The organism is Halovulum sp. GXIMD14793 (assembly GCF_054457435.1).
Genome location: NZ_JBTLNE010000050.1, coordinates 1 through 22,251, shown reverse-complemented (window position 1 = coordinate 22,251; position 22,251 = coordinate 1). Strand labels below are relative to the sequence as shown.

The 22,251-nt window shown below is 59.2% G+C and carries 18 protein-coding genes and 1 pseudogene; 12 read left to right on the top strand and 7 right to left on the bottom strand.

Annotation, left to right across the window (positions count from 1 at the left end; genetic code table 11):
- Positions 1-17: 17 nt before the first annotated feature.
- The 7 genes from ACW9UQ_RS14095 to ACW9UQ_RS14065 are packed head-to-tail and all read right to left on the bottom strand — an operon-like array spanning position 18 to position 6,314.
- Positions 18-806, bottom strand: a complete 789-nt coding sequence (locus ACW9UQ_RS14095; protein WP_458931658.1) for an IclR family transcriptional regulator — start codon at positions 804-806, stop codon at positions 18-20.
- On the bottom strand, positions 803-1,558 hold the full coding sequence (locus ACW9UQ_RS14090; protein WP_458931657.1) for an SDR family NAD(P)-dependent oxidoreductase: 756 nt from the start codon (positions 1,556-1,558) through the stop codon (positions 803-805). Before ACW9UQ_RS14090 ends, ACW9UQ_RS14095 begins: the two co-directional genes overlap by 4 nt.
- Entirely contained in the window at positions 1,555-2,580 is a 1,026-nt protein-coding gene (locus ACW9UQ_RS14085) for a phosphotransferase family protein (protein ID WP_458931656.1), read from the bottom strand. Before ACW9UQ_RS14085 ends, ACW9UQ_RS14090 begins: the two co-directional genes overlap by 4 nt.
- A gap of 4 nt (positions 2,581-2,584) precedes the next feature.
- A complete protein-coding gene (locus ACW9UQ_RS14080; protein WP_458931655.1) occupies positions 2,585-3,820 on the bottom strand; it encodes an acyl-CoA dehydrogenase family protein in 1,236 nt (411 codons plus the stop codon).
- 12 nt (positions 3,821-3,832) lie between these two features.
- Complete coding sequence (locus ACW9UQ_RS14075) at positions 3,833-5,035, bottom strand: acetyl-CoA C-acyltransferase (protein ID WP_458931654.1); 1,203 nt, start codon at positions 5,033-5,035, stop codon at positions 3,833-3,835.
- 8 nt (positions 5,036-5,043) lie between these two features.
- Positions 5,044-5,493, bottom strand: a complete 450-nt coding sequence (locus tag ACW9UQ_RS14070; protein ID WP_458931653.1) for a MaoC family dehydratase — start codon at positions 5,491-5,493, stop codon at positions 5,044-5,046.
- Positions 5,490-6,314 (bottom strand): SDR family oxidoreductase, encoded by an 825-nt coding sequence (locus tag ACW9UQ_RS14065; RefSeq protein WP_458931652.1) that lies wholly within the window; start codon positions 6,312-6,314, stop codon positions 5,490-5,492. Before ACW9UQ_RS14065 ends, ACW9UQ_RS14070 begins: the two co-directional genes overlap by 4 nt.
- A gap of 164 nt (positions 6,315-6,478) precedes the next feature.
- Here ACW9UQ_RS14065 and ACW9UQ_RS14060 point away from each other — a divergent pair, with 164 nt between their 5' ends.
- The 12 genes and pseudogenes from ACW9UQ_RS14060 to ACW9UQ_RS14005 form a co-directional block, all read left to right on the top strand.
- Positions 6,479-7,756 carry a branched-chain amino acid ABC transporter substrate-binding protein gene (locus tag ACW9UQ_RS14060; protein WP_458931651.1) on the top strand — a complete coding sequence of 426 codons (1,278 nt, stop codon included), beginning with the start codon at positions 6,479-6,481 and terminating at the stop codon, positions 7,754-7,756.
- A gap of 67 nt (positions 7,757-7,823) precedes the next feature.
- Positions 7,824-8,756, top strand: a complete 933-nt coding sequence (locus tag ACW9UQ_RS14055; RefSeq protein WP_458931650.1) for a branched-chain amino acid ABC transporter permease — start codon at positions 7,824-7,826, stop codon at positions 8,754-8,756.
- Positions 8,753-10,000, top strand: coding sequence for a branched-chain amino acid ABC transporter permease (locus tag ACW9UQ_RS14050; protein WP_458931649.1), 1,248 nt, complete (start codon positions 8,753-8,755; stop codon positions 9,998-10,000). The genes ACW9UQ_RS14055 and ACW9UQ_RS14050 overlap by 4 nt, the downstream gene beginning before the upstream one ends.
- On the top strand, positions 9,997-10,767 hold the full coding sequence (locus tag ACW9UQ_RS14045; protein WP_458931648.1) for an ABC transporter ATP-binding protein: 771 nt from the start codon (positions 9,997-9,999) through the stop codon (positions 10,765-10,767). The genes ACW9UQ_RS14050 and ACW9UQ_RS14045 overlap by 4 nt, the downstream gene beginning before the upstream one ends.
- Entirely contained in the window at positions 10,764-11,468 is a 705-nt protein-coding gene (locus tag ACW9UQ_RS14040; RefSeq protein ID WP_458931647.1) for an ABC transporter ATP-binding protein, read from the top strand. Before ACW9UQ_RS14045 ends, ACW9UQ_RS14040 begins: the two co-directional genes overlap by 4 nt.
- The gene (locus ACW9UQ_RS14035) at positions 11,468-12,460 is read left to right on the top strand and encodes an NADPH:quinone oxidoreductase family protein (protein ID WP_458931646.1); all 993 of its coding nucleotides are present in this window, start codon (positions 11,468-11,470) and stop codon (positions 12,458-12,460) included. Before ACW9UQ_RS14040 ends, ACW9UQ_RS14035 begins: the two co-directional genes overlap by 1 nt.
- A 24-nt stretch (positions 12,461-12,484) precedes the next feature.
- Positions 12,485-13,519, top strand: coding sequence for an NADP-dependent oxidoreductase (locus ACW9UQ_RS14030; RefSeq protein ID WP_458931645.1), 1,035 nt, complete (start codon positions 12,485-12,487; stop codon positions 13,517-13,519).
- 137 nt (positions 13,520-13,656) lie between these two features.
- Positions 13,657-15,291, top strand: coding sequence for a long-chain-fatty-acid--CoA ligase (locus ACW9UQ_RS14025; protein WP_458931644.1), 1,635 nt, complete (start codon positions 13,657-13,659; stop codon positions 15,289-15,291).
- A gap of 244 nt (positions 15,292-15,535) precedes the next feature.
- Positions 15,536-16,567, top strand: coding sequence for a LacI family DNA-binding transcriptional regulator (locus ACW9UQ_RS14020; protein WP_458931643.1), 1,032 nt, complete (start codon positions 15,536-15,538; stop codon positions 16,565-16,567).
- Between the two features lie 272 nt (positions 16,568-16,839).
- Entirely contained in the window at positions 16,840-17,307 is a 468-nt protein-coding gene (locus tag ACW9UQ_RS14015; protein WP_458931642.1) for a DUF6882 domain-containing protein, read from the top strand.
- A gap of 173 nt (positions 17,308-17,480) precedes the next feature.
- Positions 17,481-20,684: a glycosyltransferase gene (locus tag ACW9UQ_RS14010; protein ID WP_458931641.1), complete on the top strand. Its 3,204-nt coding sequence runs from the start codon at positions 17,481-17,483 to the stop codon at positions 20,682-20,684.
- Positions 20,685-20,915: 231 nt separating this feature from the next.
- Positions 20,916-21,497 (top strand): annotated as a pseudogene (locus ACW9UQ_RS14005) (integrase core domain-containing protein); the annotation flags it as partial.
- Positions 21,498-22,251: the final 754 nt, after the last annotated feature.

The window sequence follows — 22,251 nt, the reverse complement described above, 5'->3', positions numbered from 1 at the left end:
GACACTCCTTGTGATGGTCAGGTCCCGACACTTAGCCGCAGGCCGGCGGCCAGCAGACGCGGGGCGTATTCGGTTTCAAGTTGTTCGGGCGGCACGGCAAAGGCCGGTCCGCCGATATTCATTGCATAGATGCGCGCACCTTGCGGCGACAGCACCGGCACGGCAATCCCGTTCACGTCGTTGCGCCAATGGCCATAGGATCGGGTATAGCCTCGGGTGGCGTAATCCTTTTGCGCCTGTTCGAACGCGTCTATCCCTTGGTCATAGCGGTTGGGATAGTTTTTCTTCAACAACACCTTGGCCCGGTCCTGTGTGCAGGGGTCAAGCTTGATCAGGATCGCAAGGCCTGCGGCAGACAGGAACAGAGGCATACGCGCGCCGATGGTGGCATTCAGGCTGACCACCTGCGTTGATTGGGCCGAGGCGACATAAACCGCTGCCAGCTTGTGCCGCTCCACAAGGCCCGCAGTGACATAAGCGTTCGAGCCGTCCAGCATCTGATCCAGTTCGGCCTGCGCCCGGTTGGCGATGTCGATCCCGGCCAGCACCGAATAGCCCAGGGTCAGCACACCGGAATCAAGCCGGTAGCTGCCGGTGCGGGGGTCTTGTGCCAGATAGCCAAGACTGCGCAGCGTGTAGATCAACCGTGAGATTGTCGCCTTAGGCAGCCCGGTGCGCCCGGCGATATCGGCATTGGTCAGATAGGTGTCGCCTTTCTGAAAGCAGGCCAGCACGTCCAGCCCGCGCGCCAGTGCGGTCACGAAATTGCGGTCCTTTTCCTCGGTATCGCCGTCCTTCGGGGTCATATGGCGGTCAGCCCCCCGTCGATCGAGATGGCCTGACCGGTCATGAAGCTGTTCGCCGGATCGCAGGCCCAGAGGATGGCTTGCGTCACCTCTGAGACCTTGGCGACGCGCCGCATCGGGATGCGCCGGGTGATGCGGTCATAGGCGCCGCTTCGGTCGGTGTCGTAGCGCGCGGCCATGTCATCGGCCATGGCGTTGAACAGGGGTGTATCGGCGAAAGAGGGGCACACGGCGTTGACCCGGACATTCCTGCGCGCAACCTCATCAGCGGCAGAGCGTGTCAGCCCGATCACAGCATGTTTCGCCGCTGCATAGGAGGCAATCGCAGCCGCCCCCACCAAGCCTGAGGCAGAGGAGACATTCACAATCGCGCCGGAACCTGCGGCCAGCATGGGGGGCAGCTGGTGTTTCAGGCCAAGAAAGACGCCGCGCGCGTTGACGGCCATCAACTGGTCGAATTCCTCCACCGTGGTTTCGGTTATCGGGGCCATTCTGCCGCCGATCCCGGCATTGTTGATGGCGATATCCAGTTGGCCAAAGCGGTCCAGTGTGTCGGCGACCTGCCCTGCGATGTCTGCCTCCTGAGAGACATCCACCTTTGAGATCATTGCATCGGGTATGTCGATACCATCGGGGGCAATATCAGAAAGCGATAATCTGGCCTCCTGCGCGGCCAGATCCTGGGCAACCATCAGACCAAAGCCGCTGGCGGCACCTGTGATCAGCACAACCTTTCCGGCAAAGCGGCTCATGTCCCGGCCTCGGCCAATGCGTCGATGCCATTCTGCGCGAAATGCGGAACGAACGCGCCCAGCTGCTTGCCGCCCTCGGGGTCGGAGGCATTGCCATCCAGCGCACGTTTCGCCACGCCTTGCAGGATTGCGGCCATGCGGAAGAAGGCAAAGGCGATATAGAAGGGCATGTCGTCAATCGGCTCGATCCCCCGCCGTTCGCAATAGCGTGCGACGAAGTTTTCGTCCGAGGGCAAGCCTGCCTTGGCCCGGTCGATCCCGGCGAGCCCGCGCCCCAGTTTGCCCGGTGGCAGACGCCATTGCATCAGAACCCCGCCCAGATCGGACAGCGGGTGGCCCAGGGTCGACAATTCCCAATCCAGCACGGCGGCGCATTGGTTGGTGTCTGCGTCAAAGATCATGTTGTCGATGCGATAGTCGCCATGCACCAGCGTGCGCTGGCCATCATCCTGCGGAATGCGTTCGGACAGCATGTCGATCAGCCGGTCCATCTGCGCCACCACACCGGTTTCAGAGGCGCGATATTGCTTGGTCCAGCGGCCATATTGCCGGGCATAATAGCTGCCCTCGGGGCCATAATCGCCAAGGCCCACTGCGACAGGATCAACCTGATGCAGATCGGCCAGAACGCGGTTCATCGCATCCATGATGGCCCCGCGCGCGGCGGGACTTTGATCCTGAAGGCTTGGTTCGGCGTGATTGATGCCGGGAACGCGCGCCATAAGGTAGAACATCGCGCCGATCACGCTGTCATCCTCGCAAAGCGCGATGACGCGCGGGACCGGAACCGCAGTTTCCGCCAGCGCCTTTTGCACGCGAAATTCACGGTCCACGGCATGGGCGGATTTCAGAAGCTCGCCAAACGGTTTGCGGCGCAGGACATAGTCGCCGCTGTCCGCGTTGAGGAAATAGCTGGGGTTGGACTGGCCCACGGTGATCTTTTCGGCCTGTTTAAGGCCCTGGATCTCGGGCGCATGGGTTGCGGCCCAGTCGGCAACGGCGCTGAGGTCCAGATCGCTCATCTTATCAGGCGTCCTGATTGGTGTATTGTTTCAGCTCGCGCCGCGCGACCTGACGGCGATGCACCGCGTCAGGGCCGTCGGCCAGCCGCAAGGTGCGCAGGGCAGTCCACTGGCCGGCCAGCGGCGTGTCTTGGCTTATCCCCATGCCGCCATGCATCTGCATCGCTTCGTCGACAATCTTCAACGCCATCTGCGGCGCGTCCGCCTTGATCATGCTGATCCAGGGCTGCGCCTCGCGCACACCGGCGCTGTCCATCATCCACGCGGCTTTCAGGCAGAGCAGCCGGGTCTTTTCAATCTCGATCCGCGCTTCGGCGATGATGTCGTGATTGGCACCAAGCTGGGCCAGCGGTTTGCCGAAGGCTTCGCGCGTCAGGGCGCGGCGGCACATCAGTTCCAGCGCAGCCTCGGCCTGACCGATGGCGCGCATGCAATGGTGGATGCGACCCGGTCCAAGACGGCCCTGTGCCACTTCGAACCCGCGCCCCTCGTCCAGAATGACGGCATCTTCGGGCAGGCGCACATTGGTGAAACGGATATGCATATGGCCATGGGGCGCGTCATCCTGACCAAAGACCTGCATCGAGCGCAGCACCTCAATGCCGGGGGTGTCTGCGGGCACGCACATCATGGTGTGTTGCTGGTGTTTATGCGCATCGGGGGCGGTGCAGGTCATGACGATATAGACCTTGCACCGCGGATCGCCCGCGCCGCTGGCCCACCATTTTTCACCGTTCAGAACCCATTCATCGCCGTCGCGCCGGGCCTCCAGCGCGATATTGGTTGCGTCCGAGGATCCCACATCCGGTTCCGTCATCAGATAGGCCGAGCGGATCTCCCCCTCCAGCAGGGGTTTGAGCCATTTTTCTTTCATGGCTTCGGTGCCGTAGCGCTCAAACACCTCCATATTGCCGGTGTCAGGGGCAGAGCAGTTGAAGACCTCAGCCGCCAACGGCACGCGCCCCATTTCTTCGGCCAGATGCGCGTAATCGACGGTGGTCAGGCCAAAGCCCCGGTCGCTGTCCGTCAGCCAGAAATTCCAAAGCCCGCGTTCTTTGGCCTTGGCTTTCAGGCCATTCAGCAGGTCGAGCTGCCGGTCGGTATGGGCAAAGCGGTTGCCAGAGGGGTGTTTGCCAACCTCGGCGTGAAATTCTTCGTTGGCCTCGACAATCTCGCTGCGCACCATTTCGCACACGCGTTCAAGAAGCTTGCTAACCCGCTCTGATCGTCCCAAATCCATGATCTTGTTTCCTTACAATACTTCGAACAGGCCTGCGGCCCCCATGCCGCCGCCAACACACATCGTCACAACGACATAGCGGACGCCGCGTCGTTTCCCTTCGATCAGCGCATGGCCGACCATGCGCGCGCCGGACATGCCGTAGGGGTGGCCGATGGAAATCGCGCCGCCATCGACATTCAGCCGATCATCGGGGATGCCCAGTTGGTCGCGGCAGTAAAGCACCTGCACGGCGAACGCTTCGTTCAGCTCCCACAGGCCGATATCGTCCATGCTGAGGCCATGGGCTTTCAGCAGTTTGGGCATGGCGAAAACCGGGCCGATGCCCATCTCGTCCGGCTCGCACCCGGCGACGGCCATGCCGACATAGCGGCCCAGGGGGGCAAGGCCGCGGCGCTCGGCCTCTTTGGCTTCCATGACCACGGTGGCAGAGGCCCCATCGGATAGTTGCGAGGCGTTGCCTGCCGTGATGAACCGGCCTTCGGCAATGCGCTGCCCGTCCTTGTGGACCGGTTGCAACTGCGCCAATCCGTCTGCGGTGGTTGAGGGGCGGTTGCCCTCGTCCCGGGTTAGGCGCACGGTTTCGTCACTGATCTCGCCGGTTTCGCGGTCCTGGACTTTCTTGATGGTCTCAAGGGGGACGATTTCAGCGTCAAACCGGCCCGCCTCCTGCGCGGCGGCGGTGCGTTGTTGCGATTGCAGGGCATAAGCATCCTGCGCTTCGCGGCTGATCTTATACCGTGTGGCGACGGTTTCGGCTGTTTCCAGCATGCTCATGTAAAGCGCGGGCTTTTCCTGCATCGTCCATGGATCGGCCAGATAGTCTGTGCGCATGTCCTTGGTCTGCACCAGACTGATGCTTTCGACCCCGCCGCCGATTGCAATCTGCTGGTGGTCGGAGATCACCTGTTTGGCCGCCGTCGCGATGGCCATCAATCCGCTGGCGCATTGGCGGTCGACCGACATGCCGGCGACGGTCACCGGCAGGCCCGCCCGGATCGCAGCCTGACGGCCGATATTGCTGCCGGTCGAGCCTTGCTGAAGGGCAGCGCCGATGATGCAATCCTCTACCTCTTGCCCGTCCAGACCGGCACGGTCCACTGCGGCGCGGATCGAATGGGCTGCGAGTGCCTGCGCAGTCGTGGCGTTGAATGCGCCGCGATAGGCCTTGCCGATGGGGGTGCGGGCGGTGGAAACGATGACGGCGTCGCGCATTGGGGCTCCTATTGCTCAAACCGGTGGCGAGTGATCCAGTGCGCCACCAATGCCGGGCGCTCCTGGCCGTCGATCTCGGCTGTTACATCATGGGTCAGGCGCAGGTCATCCGGGGCGACCTGTTTTGCGCTGAACAGAACAAAGCGGCCCCTGACCCGGCTGCCCTGAGGGACCGGACTGACAAAGCGCAGCCGGTCTATGCCATAGTTGATCGAGGCCGTCTGGCCCGCCATCGCAGGCAACGCATCATAGGCCATGGCCGACAGAAGCGAGAGGGTCAGAAAGCCATGCGCCACGGTGCCGCCAAAGGCGGTCTCGGCGGCGCGGACAGGGTCGGTATGGATGAACTGGTGATCGTCGGTAACATCGGCAAACTGGTCGATGCGGGTCTGATCCACATCGAACCAGCGCGACACCCCGCGCTCGGATCCTATGTCAGCGGACAGGTCCGGGGTCATTCCTGCCGTGCCGCATCGAAAAGACCCGGGCCGGTATCGACGTTGATGCCTCCCGAGACCGGGATCACCGCTCCGGTGATATAGGAACTGCCCTTGCCACAAAGGAACTGCATGCACCCGGCAATGTCAGACGGTTGCCCGACGCGGCCCATCGGTGTGGCCTTGGCGACCTTGTCGCGGGTCGTTTCATCGGCGGTCACAAATGCGGTCATATTGGACACAAAAGGCCCCGGCGCGATGGCGTTCACGTTGACGCCCTTGCCTGCCAGTTCATTGGCCAGAATTTCCGTCAGGTGATGCACGGCGGCCTTGGAGGCGGAATAGCTGTAGGCCGCCGGGCTTTTTTCACGGTCGCCCATGACGCTGCCGACATTCACAACGCGCGCCGGGTCGTCGGCGGTGCCTGCTGCCTGCAGCAGCGGCAGGAGCGTTTGCGTCAGATGGAACAGGCCCGCCACATTGACGGACATGACTTTCTGCCAGGCATCGTAGGGAAACTCGCCCATCGGCGCGCCCCAGCTGACACCGGCGTTGTTCATCAGGATATCCAGCCGATCGGTGCGCGACGTCACATCGTGCGCCAGGGCTTCGACCCCTTCAACTGTCCCGACGTCCCCGGCAAAGCCAGTTACCGTCCCGGCAAGTCCCAGAGCATTCAGCTCGGCCGCAGCTTTTTCACACGCGTTACCTTTACGGCTGGCGATCATCACATCAGCACCGGCAGCGGCCAATCCCTCGGCTGCCATGCGACCGATGCCTGTCGCCCCGCCCGTGACCAGCGCCGTCTTACCCTTCAACGAAAACAGGTTTTCCGGTGTCACCGCCTTTGCCTCCCTGACGATATCGCCCGCAACATGGCATTGCGGATTTCGGCTGTCTAGCGAATCTGTTCCGCTGTGCGAAAATATGTTCCACAATTTTCTTGACTCAACCCCCTTTGCAAGTTTCCCTTCAATCAACAAAAAAGTCCCAGGGGAGGAATAAAATGAAACGGTTTCTGCTTGCTTCTGCGGTGCTGACTGGCTCTGCCATTGGTTTGCCTGCGCAAGACATATCGACCATGACGCCCGAAGAAATCATTGCCGCGTCCGAAACTGCATCTTTCGACAAAACCGTACGGATTGCATTCATTGATCCGCTGTCCGGCCCCTTCGGTCCGGTGGGGGACGCCAGCTATAAGCAGTTCCGCCTTGCTGCGGATTTTGTGAATGCAGCGGGTGGTATGAACGGGCACCGGGTCGAGGTCGTCGCCTATGACAACAAGATCAGCCCAAAGGAGTCGCTGGTTCAGCTGCAAAAGGCCATTGATGACGGCATTCGCATTGTCGCACAGGGCAACTCTTCATCCGTGGCGCATGCTTTGTCGGACGCGATCGCCAAGCACAACCGCCGCAATCCGGGCGAAGAGGTTCTGCTGCTGAACTACGCAGCCGTTGATCCCGCATTGACCGGAGAGGCCTGCAACTACTGGCATTTCAGGTTTGACGCCAACACCAACATGAAGATGGCAGCAATCACGGACTGGATGGCCGCCAAGGATGATATGAAAAAGGTCTATATCATCGGGCAGGACTATAGCCACGGCAAGGCGGTGGCCGCCGCCGCCGTTTCGATGCTGACCGAAAAACGCCCGGATATCGAGGTTGTCGGGAACGAGTTGCATCCCATCGGCAAGGTTCAGGATTTCGCGCCCTATGTGCAAAAGATTGCTGCCAGTGACGCCGATGCGATCATCACCGGTAACTGGGGCACAGACATGACCTTGCTGGTCAAAGCGGCAAACGATGCCGGGTTGGAAATTCCCATCATCACTTTCTATGCGGGCGGTCTTGGCTCTCCAACTGCGATGGGTGAAGGCGCGGTCGACAAGGTTATCCAGATCACAGAGATCCACGAGAACCTGGAGCTGACACCGCAACAGGTCGCGGTTTTCGACTGGTTCTGGGAAACGCATGGTGCTGAGTACTATTATCTTCGGGTCGATAACCTGATGCAGATGCTCGACGCGGCCGCCGAAAAGGCGGGGGCCGTTGACGCTGCAAGCCTGGCCGCCGGTCTTGAGGGTATGACCTATGAGGGACCCTACGGCACCGTCACCATGCAGACCGAGGATCACCAGGCCGTCCAACCCCTGTTCCTGTCAGTCCTGTCCGACGATGCCGAGCGAAAGGTGGAAGGGACACCTTACGGGTTTGAAACCATCGCCGAGATTGCCGGCAAGGACACAATCGTTGCCAGCGACTGCAAGATGAAGCGTCCCTGAGACCCGAACTGGCCCGCCCTGGTAGCACGCCGGGGCGGGCCCAGACCCAAGCTGGATTTCCCGGACGATGGAAGCTTTTGTTTTTTCTGCCCTCAACGGGCTGATCTATGGCCTGCTGCTTTTCATGCTGTCGAGCGGCCTGACTCTGATCTTTTCCATGATGGGCGTGCTGAACTTTGCGCATGCCAGCTTTTACATGCTGGGCGCATATTTTGCCTATTCCGTAGGGCAGGTGACCGGCTTCTGGGTCGCGCTGTTTGTCGCTCCGGTGCTGGTCGGCCTGATCGGCGCTGCCGTTGAACGCTGGGGATTAAGGCGTGTCCATCAGAACGGCCATGTCGCAGAGTTGTTGTTCACCTTCGGTCTGGCCTATGTCATCGAAGAGCTGGTCAAGCTGGTCTGGGGCATGTTCGCGGTTCCCTACAAGGTGCCGGATGTCCTTGATTTCCCCTTGTTCGAGTTGTTTGGCGTGCAGTACCCCGCCTACCGTATTTTCATGCTGTTCATTTCGCTGGCCATGCTGGTCAGCCTTTGGGTGCTGCTGCGCAGGACGCGGCTGGGCCTGATCATTCAGGCCGCGCTGACCCATCCGCATATGGTCTCGCATCTAGGCCATAACGTGCCACGGGTGATGATGTTCGTTTTTGCCGTGGGCTGTGGGATGGCCGGGCTGGCGGGTGTGATCGGTGGCAACTTTCTTGTGACTGAACCGGCCATGGCGGCTGCGATGGGGCCGATTGTCTTTGTTGTCGTTGTGGTTGGTGGCATGGGCAGTCTGGAGGGGGCGTTTCTGGCCTCACTGCTGATCGGATTTCTGCAAACCTTTGCCATTGGTATCGACGGTACATTGGGGGACGCGTTTGGCTGGGCGGGACTGCCGCCGGGGTCTGAGGTGGGGCGGATCAGTTTCTCGTCCCTAGCACCCATCCTGCCATTCCTTCTGATGGTGCTGATCCTGATTTTCCGTCCCCGCGGCCTGATGGGAGAGCGTGAGCTATGACCGAGGCTGCCCTGACGCATAATCTTGCGCCATCGGCGCAGGTCAAGTTCCTGACCCGTGTGCTGCCGCTGATCCTGCTGGCGCTGGTATTGGCGCTGATCCCGGTGCTGGGGCCGTCACGCACGGCCTACACGCTATTGAACGCTATCTGCATCAATGTCGTCTTTGCACTGAGCTACAACATGTTGCTGGGGCAGGCGGGTCTTCTGTCTTTCGGACATGCCGTCTATTTTGGGCTGGGTGGCTACGCAGCGCTTCATGCTATGGTCGCTATCGAAGAGGCAACCTATGGCGACCCCAGCTTCTGGGGCTCGGTTCCGATCTTTGCCCTGCCGGCAATCGGGTTTGCTGGCGGCGCGCTGGCAGGTGCGTTGATCGGCTGGCCGTCCTGCCGCCGGGCAGGAACGCCATTTGCCATGATCTCGCTCGGCATTGCAGAGCTGGTGGCCGCTGCGGGTTACATGTTCACCTCAATCTTCGGCGGAGAGGAAGGTGTCACCGCTGATCGGGTGTCAGGACCCGAACTTTTCGGCCTGACAATGGGACCTATCGACGAGGTCTATATCTTTATCGCCGTCTGGACCTGGATTGCTGTGCTGGCCATGTACGCCTTCACCCGAACGCCCATGGGGCGGCTCACACAAGCGTGCCGCGACAATGACGAACGCGTGCAATATATCGGCTATGACGCGCACAAGATCCGCTACATCACCTTTATCCTGTCGGGTGGTTTTGCCGGTCTTGCCGGTGGGATGGCAGCCGTAAATTACGAGATTTTCACCCCCGAAGCCCTGGGCCTGATCCCCTCGGGCTTTGTGCTGCTGATGGCCTTTATCGGGGGCGCGCGTTTCTTTTGGGGGCCGTTGCTGGGCGCGATCCTGCTGACGTTGGCCCAGTCGAACCTTTCAGATTATTCCGACGGCTGGCTTTTGTACCTGGGCGTCATGTTCATCGTGATGGTGATCTGGGCACCCGCTGGCCTGGCTGGCATTGTCGTGGCAACCTTCAGGCGCGGCAAAACACAGCTTGGCGGCGATATGATCCGCCTTGTCTGTGCGCTGATCGCTTTTGCGGGATTTGTCATTGCCGTCGAACTTCTGAACGGTGAAGCGCATGAACCGGCGCTGAAAATCTTTGGTCTGGCACTGCCTGCGGACAGCGCGCGTTCGTGGATCGTGGTGGCAGGCTGTCTTGCACTTGGGATTGGCGGTTTGCGCAGACTTTCGAGGGGGGCTCAGAAATGAGCCCGGTCCTTAGTCTGCAGAACGTGCACAAAAGCTTCGGTAATGCCAAGATCATCCAGGGTGTAACGCTGGATATCGAGCCAGGCGAACGGCACGCAGTTATCGGGCCAAACGGTGCCGGGAAATCGACACTTTTCAATCTGATCTCTGGCAAGTTAAGCCCCAATCAGGGTCATATCCTGCTGCGCGACGAAGACATCAGTCGGGCGCGACCGTTCGAAATCAACCGCAAGGGGTTGTCGCGGTCCTTTCAGGTCTCGAACGTGTTTACCAATATGACCGTGCGCGAAAACGTGCGCTGTGCGGTGCTTTACCCCGAGGGGCATGGCTATTCCATCTGGCGCAATATCGGGCGGCTGAAGGCGGTGCAGCGCCACACGGCTGAGATACTTGAGCAGGTCGGCCTGATCGATAAGGCGGATGTCCCAGCGGTTCTGTTACCCTATGCCGATCAACGCGCGTTGGAGATCGCTTTGACCATCGCGGGCGGGGCGGATGTGATCCTGCTGGATGAACCGACGGCGGGAATGAGCCGGTCCGAGACGGATAAGGCGATTGCGCTGATCCGTCAGGCCACGGAAGGGCGCAGCCTATTGGTCGTGGAGCATGACATGGGCGTTGTCTTTGGTCTGGCCGACCGGATCAGTGTGCTGGTCTATGGTCAGATCATCGCAACCGGCACCCCGCAGGAGATCCGCGAAAACCCCGCCGTGCGCGAGGCCTATCTGGGCGACGAAGCCGATCCTATTGCCGAGGTGACAGCATGACGGCCCTGCTGGAGCTTAACGACGTTCACGCCTTTTATGGCAAAAGCCACGTGCTGCATGGCGTCAGCATGACCATCAATCAGGGTGAGGTGGTTGCGCTTTTGGGGCGCAATGGCGTCGGGCGGTCAACCACGGCCAAGGCCATCATGGGCGAGGTGGAACCGCGGGGCACCGTAAGGCTGAACGGTCAGGATATTGCCGGATTGCCCAGCCATCGCATCGCTCGTCTGGGCATCGGGTATGTGCCTGAGAACCGCGACATTTTCCCGATGATGACGGTGCGCCAGAACTTGATCCTGGGGATCAAGGATATGCGCAATCCGGGCCGCTGGACCATCGATCAGATGCTGGACATGTTTCCGAACCTTGCCCGGCGTGCGGATACTGCCGCCGGGGTGCTGTCGGGGGGTGAAAAGCAGATGCTGACGATCTGCCGGTCGCTGCTGGGTGACCCTGACCTGATGATCATCGACGAGCCGACCGAAGGGCTTGCGCCCAAGATCGTGCATCAGGTCGGGGATCTGATCGCCGATATCGCCAAATCCGGTGTGGCTATTCTGCTGGTGGAGCAAAAGCTGTCGATTGCGCTGCGTATTGCCCAGCGGCTTTATGTCATGGGCCACGGCGAGATCGTGTTTGAAAGCACGCCCGAGGAATTCCGCACCCGAACAGATATCCGCAACGAGTGGTTGGAGGTATGATGCGCGCCGTTCTTAGTCATGCGCCAGGCGGGCCTGAGACGCTGGTCCTGACGGACACAGATTGTCCCGAGCCGGGCCGGGGGCAGGTCCGCATTGCGGTTCATGCCGCAGGTGTCAATTTTCCTGATACGCTGATCATTCGTGATCTTTACCAGATGAAGCCGCCGCGCCCCTTCGCCCCGGGCGGAGAGGTTGCCGGCATTGTCGATGCGGTCGGAGAGGGCGTTGATATGGCCCCGGGCACCCGCGTTCTGGCGCTGACCGGTTTTGGCGGGTTTGCCAGCCATGTCTGCACCACGGCAACGCAGGTTGTGCCGATCCCGGATGAGATGCCATTCGACGATGCGGCGGCATTTCTGTTCACCTATGGCACATCGTATTACGCCTTGCACGACATGGGGCAGCTTGGGCCGGATCAGACGGTTCTGGTTTTGGGGGCTGCGGGGGGGGTTGGTGCCTCAGCCATCGAGATAGCCCGCGCGGCGGGTGCGAAGATTATCGCTGCTGTCTCGTCCGAGGAAAAGGCGGCGTTCTGTCGTGAACTTGGCGCGGAACAGGTGCTGATCTATCCGCGCGATCTTGAGGCCCGGGATGATCAAAAGGCGTTTTCTGCCGATATCAAAAAGGCAGCGGGGTCAAAGGGTATCGATATTGTCGTCGATGCGGTTGGCGGCGCTTATGCAGAGCCTGCCTTGCGCGCCATGGCATGGAAGGGGCGCTTTCTGGTGGTGGGGTTCCCGGCGGGTATCCCGGCGATCCCGCTTAACCTGCCTTTGCTGAAAAACTGTGTGATTGCGGGGGTGTTCTGGGGGGCGTTTGTGCAGCGCGAGCACGAACGTTTCCGCGAACACCTGTCAGAGATGTTCACGCTTTACCTGCAGGGAAAGCTAAAGCCGCGGATCAGCGCGACCTATCCTTTGGCCGAGGCTGCAGAGGCCCTTAAACAGATTGAAAACCGTACGGCGAAGGGCAAAATCGTTCTGACCGTCTAACCCGTCTTTGAAAGCACCGATTTGATGACCACAACACGACACATCGTTCTGGCCGCACGCCCCGCCGGGGCACAGGCCGGACCAGAGAATTTTCGACTGGAAGAGGTGCCCCTTCCTGCACCAGCGGAGGGTCAGGTCTCACTGCGGATGATGTGGCTGTCGGTTGACCCTTATATGCGGGGCCGGATGGATGATGCGCGCAGTTATATTGCGCCGTTTCAACTGGATGCACCTATTGACGGTGGCGGTGTGGCAAAGGTGACCGCCTCGGCCCATCCGGATTACGCACCCGGCGATGTGGTGACCGGCATGATGCCATGGGCGGAGCATGCTGTGGTTGCGGTCGAGGGGTTGCGCAAGCTGGACCCGGCCCATGGCCCCTATCAGCGGGTGCTGAGCGTGATGGGCATGCCGGGGCTGACGGCGTGGGTTGGTCTGACGCGGATTGCACAGGCAAAATCCGGTGAGACGGTGCTGATCTCGGCGGCGACCGGCGCTGTTGGAAGTGTCGCGGGACAATTGGCCAAAGCGCGCGGTCTTCGGGTGATCGGGACCGCTGGCGGTGCAGAGAAATGCGCTTATGCCGTTGAAGAGCTGGGCTATGACGCCTGCCTTGATCACCGTCAGGGCGACATGCGCGCCCTGTCGCAGGCGATGAAAGAGGCCACCCCTGATGGGATCGATGTTTATTTCGAGAATGTTGGCGGCAAGACCCTGGGGGCTGTTGTGCCCCGGATGAATGATTTCGGCCGGATCGCGCTGTGCGGCATGATTGCCTGGTATGACGGGCGCAATATGGACGAGGCCGTGCCGCTGCCCGCAGTCTGGGTGCAGATTTTGAAACGGCGGCTGAATGTGCAGGGCTTTATTGTTACTGACCATTCCGATGCTGCGCCTGATTTCTTTGCGGAGGTCGCGCCTTTGCTGGCCAGCGGTCAGATTGCGATGCCTGAAACCGTGGCCGACGGGCTGGAGGCGGGGCCTGCGGCCTTGCTGGGGCTGATGGAAGGGCAGAATTTCGGCAAGCAGCTGGTGCGCGTTGGTGAGGACCCGGCATGATGGATCGCAGCGGGCCGCACCCTGTTGACCACCAGACCCGCCGCCCGCATCCGATCCCGGCGGATCACCGGGCCAGATTTGAAAGACTGAGCGCAGCCGCCTGAAGCCGCGCCCGCCAACAAGAACGAGGAAACGCTATGCTTGGCCAGATGATGCACCGCCCGCTGATGATCTCGGAAATCCTGAAATATGGAGAACAGATCCATGGCAGGACCGAGATGATCACCCAAACCGTCGAAGGCGGCATTCATCGCTATACCTATGCTGATGCCGCTTTGCGGACGCGCAAACTGGCGCAGACGTTGCTTAATCTTGGGGTAAAACCGGCGGATCGCATTGCGACGCTGGCCTGGAACACCTATCGCCACTTTGAACTATATTTTGCCACTTCCGGCATTCAGGCGATCTGCCACACCATCAATCCGCGTCTGCCGCACGAGCAGTTGAGCTATATCCTGCACCATGCGGATGATCAGGTGCTTTTCGTTGATCTGACCTTCGTTCCTATCCTTGAGGCTATTGCCAATGATCTGCCAAAGGGCATGCGGATCGTGGTGATGACGGATGCGGCCCATATGCCGGATACGGCCCTGCCAGACCTGCTATGCTATGAAACCCTGGTTGGGGCTGAGGATGGGGCCTATGTCTGGCCGGAATTTGACGAGCAGACGGCCTCGTCACTGTGCTACACTTCGGGCACCACGGGCAATCCCAAGGGCGCGCTTTACAGTCACCGCTCCACCCTGCTGCACGCCATGCTGGTTGGTCTGACGCCGATGGAGTCGATGCGGGATGAACGCAAGATTCTGCCGGTCGTTCCGATGTTCCACGTCAATGCCTGGGGCCTGCCCTATGCAGCACCGCTGGTCGGGGCCAGTCTGGTGCATCCGGGTCCGCGTCTGGATGGGGAAAGCCTGTTTACGCTGATGGATGCGGAAGGCGTGTTCTCAAGCTGGGGGGTTCCGACCGTATGGCTGGGGCTGCTGGCGGAAATTCACAAGCAGGGTCGCAAACCGGGTGGCCTGGGCGAGATCATCGTCGGCGGGTCGGCTGCGCCGCGCAGCATGATTGCGGAGTTCGAGGATATGGGCGTCAGCGTCTGCCACGCCTGGGGCATGACAGAGATGAGCCCGATCGGCACGCAGGGTTTGTTGATGGGCGCAGATCGTGATCTGCCGCGCGAGGATATGCTGGACCTGAAACAACGTCAGGGGCGGCGCGTCTTTGGTGTGGATCTGAAGATCGTTGACGAGGATGGCAATGAGCAGCCTCAGGATGACACTGCGGTTGGCGAATTGTTTGTGCGCGGCAACTCGGTTGTCTCGGGTTATTTCAACAATGAAGAGGCGACCAACGCTGCGGTGGATGCTGATGGGTGGTTTGGCACCGGCGATGTGGCCAAGATCAGCTCTGACGGCGTGCTGACCATCACTGACCGGGTCAAGGATCTGATCAAGTCGGGTGGCGAATGGATCAGCTCCATCGATGTCGAAAATGTCGCGATGGCCCATCCCAAGGTGGCCAATTGTGCCGTGATCGCCGTTGCGCATCCCAAATGGAACGAGCGCCCCTTGTTGATTGTGGTGCCTGCAGGCGATGAAAAGCCAACCAAAGAAGAGCTCGACACCCATCTGTTGGAGCATTTGGCCAAGTGGCAGTTGCCCGATGACGTGGTCTATATGGACGAGTTGCCGCTGACTGCGACGGGCAAGGTGTCAAAACTGAAGCTGCGCGCTGCCTTTGCCGACTATAAACTGCCAGGCACGGAATAGGCCGGGGCGCGGGATCACGCATCCGGGACAGACATCAATGGTTGTCCCCGTGGCGGTCGGCGCTTGCGGCACCCACGGCCATGAGCAGGGCCCGGGATGCCAGCAGGGCTCTCAGGTTGGATCACATGTTTCTTTCCCTATCTTGTCGATGATCTGGATCGGGCAAAGACCTTGGTGACGCTTATGATTTCGCAATCATTTGTCAGAGCATTGCCAAGACGGTGCTGTTTGTTACCATGGCTTCATGATAATTCAGACAAGGCCACGCCGTAGCCCGACCCTCGTTGATGTTGCAGAGCTTGCGGGTGTTAGCGCAATCACGGTCTCGCGGGTTCTGCGCATGCCTGAGAAAGTGGCGACTGAAACCCGCCTCAAGGTCAAGGCTGCTGTGGATCGACTGGGTTACGTGCCGAATCCGGCGGCCTCGGCCCTGGCTTCGTTGCGAACGGATGTCGTCGGCCTGTTGGTCCCTTCGGTGACCAACAGCGTTTTTTCCGAGGTGATGCGGGGCATCTATGACCAGGTCGCTGGTACGCCCTACAGTATTCAGATCGGTAACTTCCGATATGCTCCGGGGGATGAGGAACGTCTGATCGGTACATTCCTCAGCCAGAAACCGGCGGGCCTGATTGTATCCGGGGTTGATCAGACTGATACGGCCCACGCCCTGCTGCGCCATGCCGGGTGTCCGGTTGTGCAGGTGATGGACCAAGATGACCGGGTGGTTGATATGTCTGTTGGCTTCTCGCATGGTGAGGCGGCGCAGATGGCTGTCGCGCATCTGCTGGAACAGGGCTATCGAAAGCCTGCCTTTCTGGGTGCGCGCATGGATCCGCGCTCACAAAAGCGGCTGGCAGGGTTTCGTGCAGCAACCGAAGCAGTCGGTGTCTATGACCCGGTCCGGGTGGTAACCACGGCGCAGCGGTCCGCCGTCGGGTTGGGTGGTCAGCTTTTGTCAGACCTTCTGGCCCGCGCGCCAGAGGCGGACGCGATCCTATGCAACAACGATGATCTGGCCGCCGGTGCGCTGTTCGAAGCGCAGCGCCGCGGTCTGCGAGTGCCGAATGATCTTGGGCTGTGCGGCTTTAACGATCTTGAGATGTCGCGTCATCTGCATCCCGATCTTACGTCGGTCGCGACCCATCTTTATGAAATCGGCGAAGCCGCGTTTGCCATGATGCGCGATGCATTGGACGGAAACCAGCCGGATTGCCCTCAACGCACAATAACGCCGCATCTGATCCCTCGTGGGACGACCGCACGTCAGCCGTCCTGATCCCGCCCCTTGCGGCCCAAGATCGGCGTATCAGTTCCATTTCAAATGCTTATGTTTACAATAGAGTCGTCTTCCCGCGTATAATGCGCTGTCAGGCAGCTTCCGTTTGATGTGTGAGGGAGCTGGCTTTGAATGAATGCGGGGGTGGGGCTTCCGCAAAATGTGCCGAAGGAGACAGGCTTATGTCATTGTAGAAAAAAATTCTCGCGGCTCTTGGGTTGGGTGCTTCTGCAACTGTGACTGCGACATCGACCCCGGCGCAGGAGATGACGTTGCCAACCGATTATGCCGGATTGACGGAGATGGCGTTTAACCATGTCTCTGCTTTGCAGACGGCCCATCAAGGTGGGTGGAAGATGGGCGAGGCTGAGCGGGTCGATATTGATCTGGAGGCTGGCGTTATCGTCTGGATTTTTGCTGACAAGCTGGTGACTGCACCAGCAGAGCTGTTGGGCACCTGGAACCCGGATGATCAGACATTTCTTTGGGGGTGGGATCATCCCTCTGCGCCGGAAGGCAGCGCGGTGTCATCCCTGGCGGTGAAGGAATACGCGGATAAGCATGGGATCGTGGAATTGCAGACCTCCAAACCATCCTGCGACTTTGATGGCTGCTGGAAGTTGGCTGCGACAGCCGCCCTGATCGGTGACCTGCAGGGCGTGTATCGTATGGAGGCTGCGCCGAACGGTCCCTGGGCTTATCTTGGTTTTGGAACGGTCAAGTTGCAGAAACGGGACTAAGGCTGGTTTCTGAACAGTTACCCGAAGACCGGAACCGCGCGTTTGTTCTGAACGTGCGTCCGGCTGATGATCCGTAAAAGTCCAGATTTTTTTGATGTTCTCGCAACCTGCCTGCGGTAAGAGGGCGGGGCAGCAGGGTTTTGCTGCGATGCAAGATGACTTGGGTGAATGGAATGCGGATCTGTTTTGTCGCGCTGGAGGTACTTGGACCGTTCAACGGTGGCGGGATTGCAACCGCGCTGGCCGGACAGGCAGAGCATCATGCGAAAGCGCACGATGTTACCATTCTATATGTCCACCCCTCCCTGAAGCAGCAGGATGCGGGCAAGTGGGAAGCGTTTTACGCCAAACGCAACATTCGCTTTGTCCGGGCGGAGTTTGATACATTCTATCCGCTGGACACCATTCCAAAACGCTCTTTCGCGGTGAAGCAGTATCTTGAGGATTGGGAAGAAGACTTTGATGTCATTTTCTTCCATGATTATCTGGGGCTGGGGTACTACACCGCCCTGACCCGCCAGTTGGGGCTTGGGTTCGAGGATACGCATATTGTGTCCTCGGTTCACGGGCCTTCGGAATGGGCGCGGCCACTTTCGATGGCTGAGGATAAGGCCTGGAACATCACGCTTTATGAGCTTGAGCGCAAACAGCTGGAATATTCCGATGTGGTGGTCGGGCCCAGTCAGGATATCATTGACTGGTGCCGGGAACAGGGCTGGACCCTGCCCAAGGACGCCCGTGCAATCTCAAACCTTTTGCCGCACCGGCTGGATCTGCACAGTGGGTTGCAGCAGGGCGATGTGGCTGAGGTTGATGAGGTGTGTTTTTTCGGGCGTCTGGAAACGCGGAAGGGCTTTTTCACCTTTCTTGATGCCATAAAATATATGCACAAGAACCAGCTGACCTTGCCCAAGAAAATCACCTTCCTTGGCGGGTTCTGCAACAATGGCAAACGGAACTCTGCCAGTTCGGTGTTTGAATATGCGGCCAAATGGGATTGCGAGGTTCAGCTGCTGAACACCTGTTCGCATGAAGAGGCGATCACCTATCTGGTCGAGAACAAACCGCTGACCGTCATTGCATCGCGTGACGAAAGTTTTGGGCTGACGGCCTATGAATGTCTGGCCTTCGGGGTGCCGACGCTGATTTCAAACCGCGGGGCTTTGCGGGGGCTTGCGGCCGAGCCTGAGCGGGAAAAGCTGCTGTTTGATCCGACAGCGGATATTCTGGCGCGCCGTATCGCGGACTGTCTGGATGATGGCGCGGTGATAGGTGCTGTTGATCCGGCACATCTGCAGGCGGAAACCGTTTGGGATACACTGCTGGACGATCTGTCGAAACCGGCCCGCAAGCCTGATCCGCGACATGCGGTCTGCTGTCTGGATCCGGTTAAATCGTCCAAGGTGAAAGCGCCGAAGAAACCCTTGGTGTCGATCATTCTGGTCCATCATAACCGGGCAAAGATGCTGGCCGGCGCGCTCGACAGTCTGTTGGAGCAGACATATGAAAATATCGAGATCATCGTCGTTGATGACGGCTCGGTCGAGGCGGAGTTTGCCGGGGTTGAGGACCTGATCAAGGATCGCAATGATCCCCGGGTTCGATTGGTACGTCAGCAGAACCGCTATCTGGGGGCCGCGCGCAATTTCGGCAACAGTTTCGCCACCGGCGATTACCTGTTCTTTATGGATGACGACAATTTCGCGTCCCCTGAAGAGATTGAAACTTTTGTGCGGGTCGCGCTGACCACCGATGCCGATGTCCTGAACACCGTGTCCAAGATGTTCCGGATGGACACCGATGGCACCCGCAAGCATTTTGATATCTATCCGCCCGTCGGCCCCTCCCTTCAACTGGCGATCCTTGGCAATACCTTTGGGGATGCCAATTCGCTTGTGCGCAAAGCGACCTTTGATGAACTTGGCGGGTTTACCGAGAAATACGCGGTGGGCTGCGAAGATTACGAGTTTTTCACCCACGCCTTTGTGTCCGGCAAGAAAATGCAGTTGGTCCCAGAGCTTTTGTTCGATTACCGGTCGGAAGACGAAGGTATGATGAAAGAGCTGAACTCCGGCAAGTACCTCGTCAATCAGTTGCGGGGCGTCAACGCGCTGTTCGATACGCATCGCGATATTGATCTGGCGCAGGTGCGCAGCCTGATGCGTATGACGTTCCACTCCGCCGTGGCGGAAGAGTTTGACTACTGGCTGAACGAAGGCATGAAGCTGCGCAAGCACCCCGACCTGGAGCGGGAGTTGCAGGACCACATCAACAACCCGAACGGACGTCAGGCCTGCGAGGTTGTCGCCAAGATGATGACCGCCGATGGCGATTTGCTGGGCGCGATGAAGTTTCTGGATCGCAACGGTATTGTGCCATCCGATGCCTCGCTGGTGAAACTGCGCTACCTTTATGATCGCTATCAGGAGGCAGAGCGCGGTGCGGTTGCAAAGCAGAACATCATCATCAACCCCGCCTTTGAGTTTTGGTCGCGCGGCTCCCGCTTTGAAGGCGTGCAGCCCTATGAATATGTCGCGAATGAATGGTTGCTGCCCTCGCCCAAATTCCGGCCCGACCTGATCGCGTCGCAGCGTGTCGACAACGCGCTGTTCAGCCAGACCCGCACCCGGACCGGCACCTATATCCGTCTGCAGATGAATGCCCCTGATCCCGAAGGGTATCTGTTCCTGTCGCAGCGCAATTTCGACCTGAACACCGTGCTGGAGCAGGAGTTGGAACTGTCGCTTCTGGCCCGTGCCTCCTATGAGGCGGAACTGGTGACCTTTCTGCGCATCACCTACGACCCGGACGAGGCGCATCTGGTCGATATTCACCCTGAAGAGCCAGCACGGATCGGCCGGGGCTGGCAGCGCAGCACGCTGAAGTTTGACCTGACGTCGCATCGTCTGGACGCGATGAAGACCGCCTCGTTCCTGTCACTGTTTATCGCTATTCCGGTCGACAATGTCCTGTCGGTGGATCTGGCGGATGTCACCCTGATCCCGGCCGGTCCGAATGCCGAGGTTGCCGCTTACGTTCATGGCAACGAGAAAGCCCGGGCAGAGCATCGCTGCTTTACCGCTGGCGCCGGGGCGCGGGCCATGCCCAGCGGCGGCAACTGGGTCAACCTGACCCTGTCACCCGCTCAGTCCGAGCGGATCATGCGTGATTCCCGTTTCTACATGGCGGGCCCCGTGTCCGTGCTGATGGGTAAAGAGCAGCACATGAAGGCCGAGATCCAGCGCATCGACCTGATCGACGTGACCCCCGGCAGCGCAACAATCGCGCTGGAACTGGACGCGCCGCTACCGGCCGAGGGCGAGGTCCTGACCGACTGCTTGGTGGTCACAAATTACGTTGAGGGGTGGTTTCAGTAGGGCCTGCTCATTTTGTCTGCAGCAACCTAAACAACTTTAAAGCGTTTCGAGTTTACCTTGAGACATCACGTAAAATCGAAACGCGTACACCCTATCGGCTTATCACTGCGTTTCGGGATAAGCTTGTGTCTTAGGTTTATCCCGAAACGCTTTAGATGCCACATATTTAGCTTATGGTAGGGCCACCGTTGTGTGCCCACAACACAGACGTTCGGACAGCCTGCAGTGAACGGCAGGTTCTGGCTGAACGATGGCTCATGCGTCCGGTTGCGGCCAGGGTATCGCAACCATGTTTGGTCCTATGACTTCGTGCATCATCGAACCGATGACGGGAAAGCGTTCCGGACTTTGAACATCCTGGACGAACATAGCCGGGAGTGCTTGGCGATCCGGGTCAAGCGGAAGCTGAACTCGACCGAGGTCATAGACGCACTGACCGATTTGTTCATCCTGCGTGGCGTCCCTGCCTACATCCGGTCAGACAACGGCCCAGAGTTCATTGCTCAGGCTGTCAGGGATTGGATTGCGGCGGTCGGCGCCAAAACAGCCTACATCGAGCCGGGATCACCTTGGGAGAACGGATACTGCGAAAGCTTCAATGCCCGGTTCAGGGATGAACTGCTGAACGGGGAGGTCTTCTACACGCTACGCGAAGCCCAAATCATCATCGAAGAAGGGAGGAAACACTACAATACCAAACGACCACACAGTGCTCTGGGCTACCGCCCACCGGCCCCGGAGGCCATCGTTCCGATGGAACCTAAAGCGTTTCGGGATAAACCTGAGACAAAAGATTATCCTGAAACGCAGTGATAAGCCTATATGGTGTACGCGTTTCGATTTTATGTGATGTCTCAAGGTAAACTCGAAACGCTTTAGGCCAATCATGCACTAACATTCAAACTGGACCACTTGGGTGGGGCTGATCAATACCGTTCGAAACATTGATAGGCTTTCGCTCGCTGTCAACGCGGCGCAGTCATCTGTCACGCTAAACGGTACAAATAGGCTGGGACAATTCGGGTTTTTGCAATTTAGCTGTTCTGAGCACCCCGGCAGTGAGACGACTGACCCGTCGTGTGGCACGTTCGAGTGGGAGAGTTCAGTCAGCATCACCGAGCGAACCAATGGCGATATTATCGTTCTAACTACAAACGCTTACCTGTCAGATATTGGCGGCCTTTATTGGTTCGAATACCCACATGAAGATGGCAGCCACCATATTTTCAATCTCGAGGGCGACGAACCGGAGGCTTATGGGCCGATTGGTGCTGGTCCCCGTAACTACAGTGTTCTTTCACCAGCCGACCCGTCTAACTGTCCAGTGATTGGGAGCGGGTGACCCACCCAACTTCTGCACAGCTTAGTTTCCGAACACCGTCATTGCTGAATGCCGTCTCGACCATCGCGCGCCCAAGTCTAAGATTTTTTGATGCGGGCCAGTGCATTAGGTTTGTTTCTGGCGGTGTGGCCCGCGTTGACAACTCTGACAAGGTGGAAGCTGCGGGATGCGTGTGCCGCTCTATGGGGAAAGCGCAGGCATCTGTCCCTGATATTGTTTGATGTT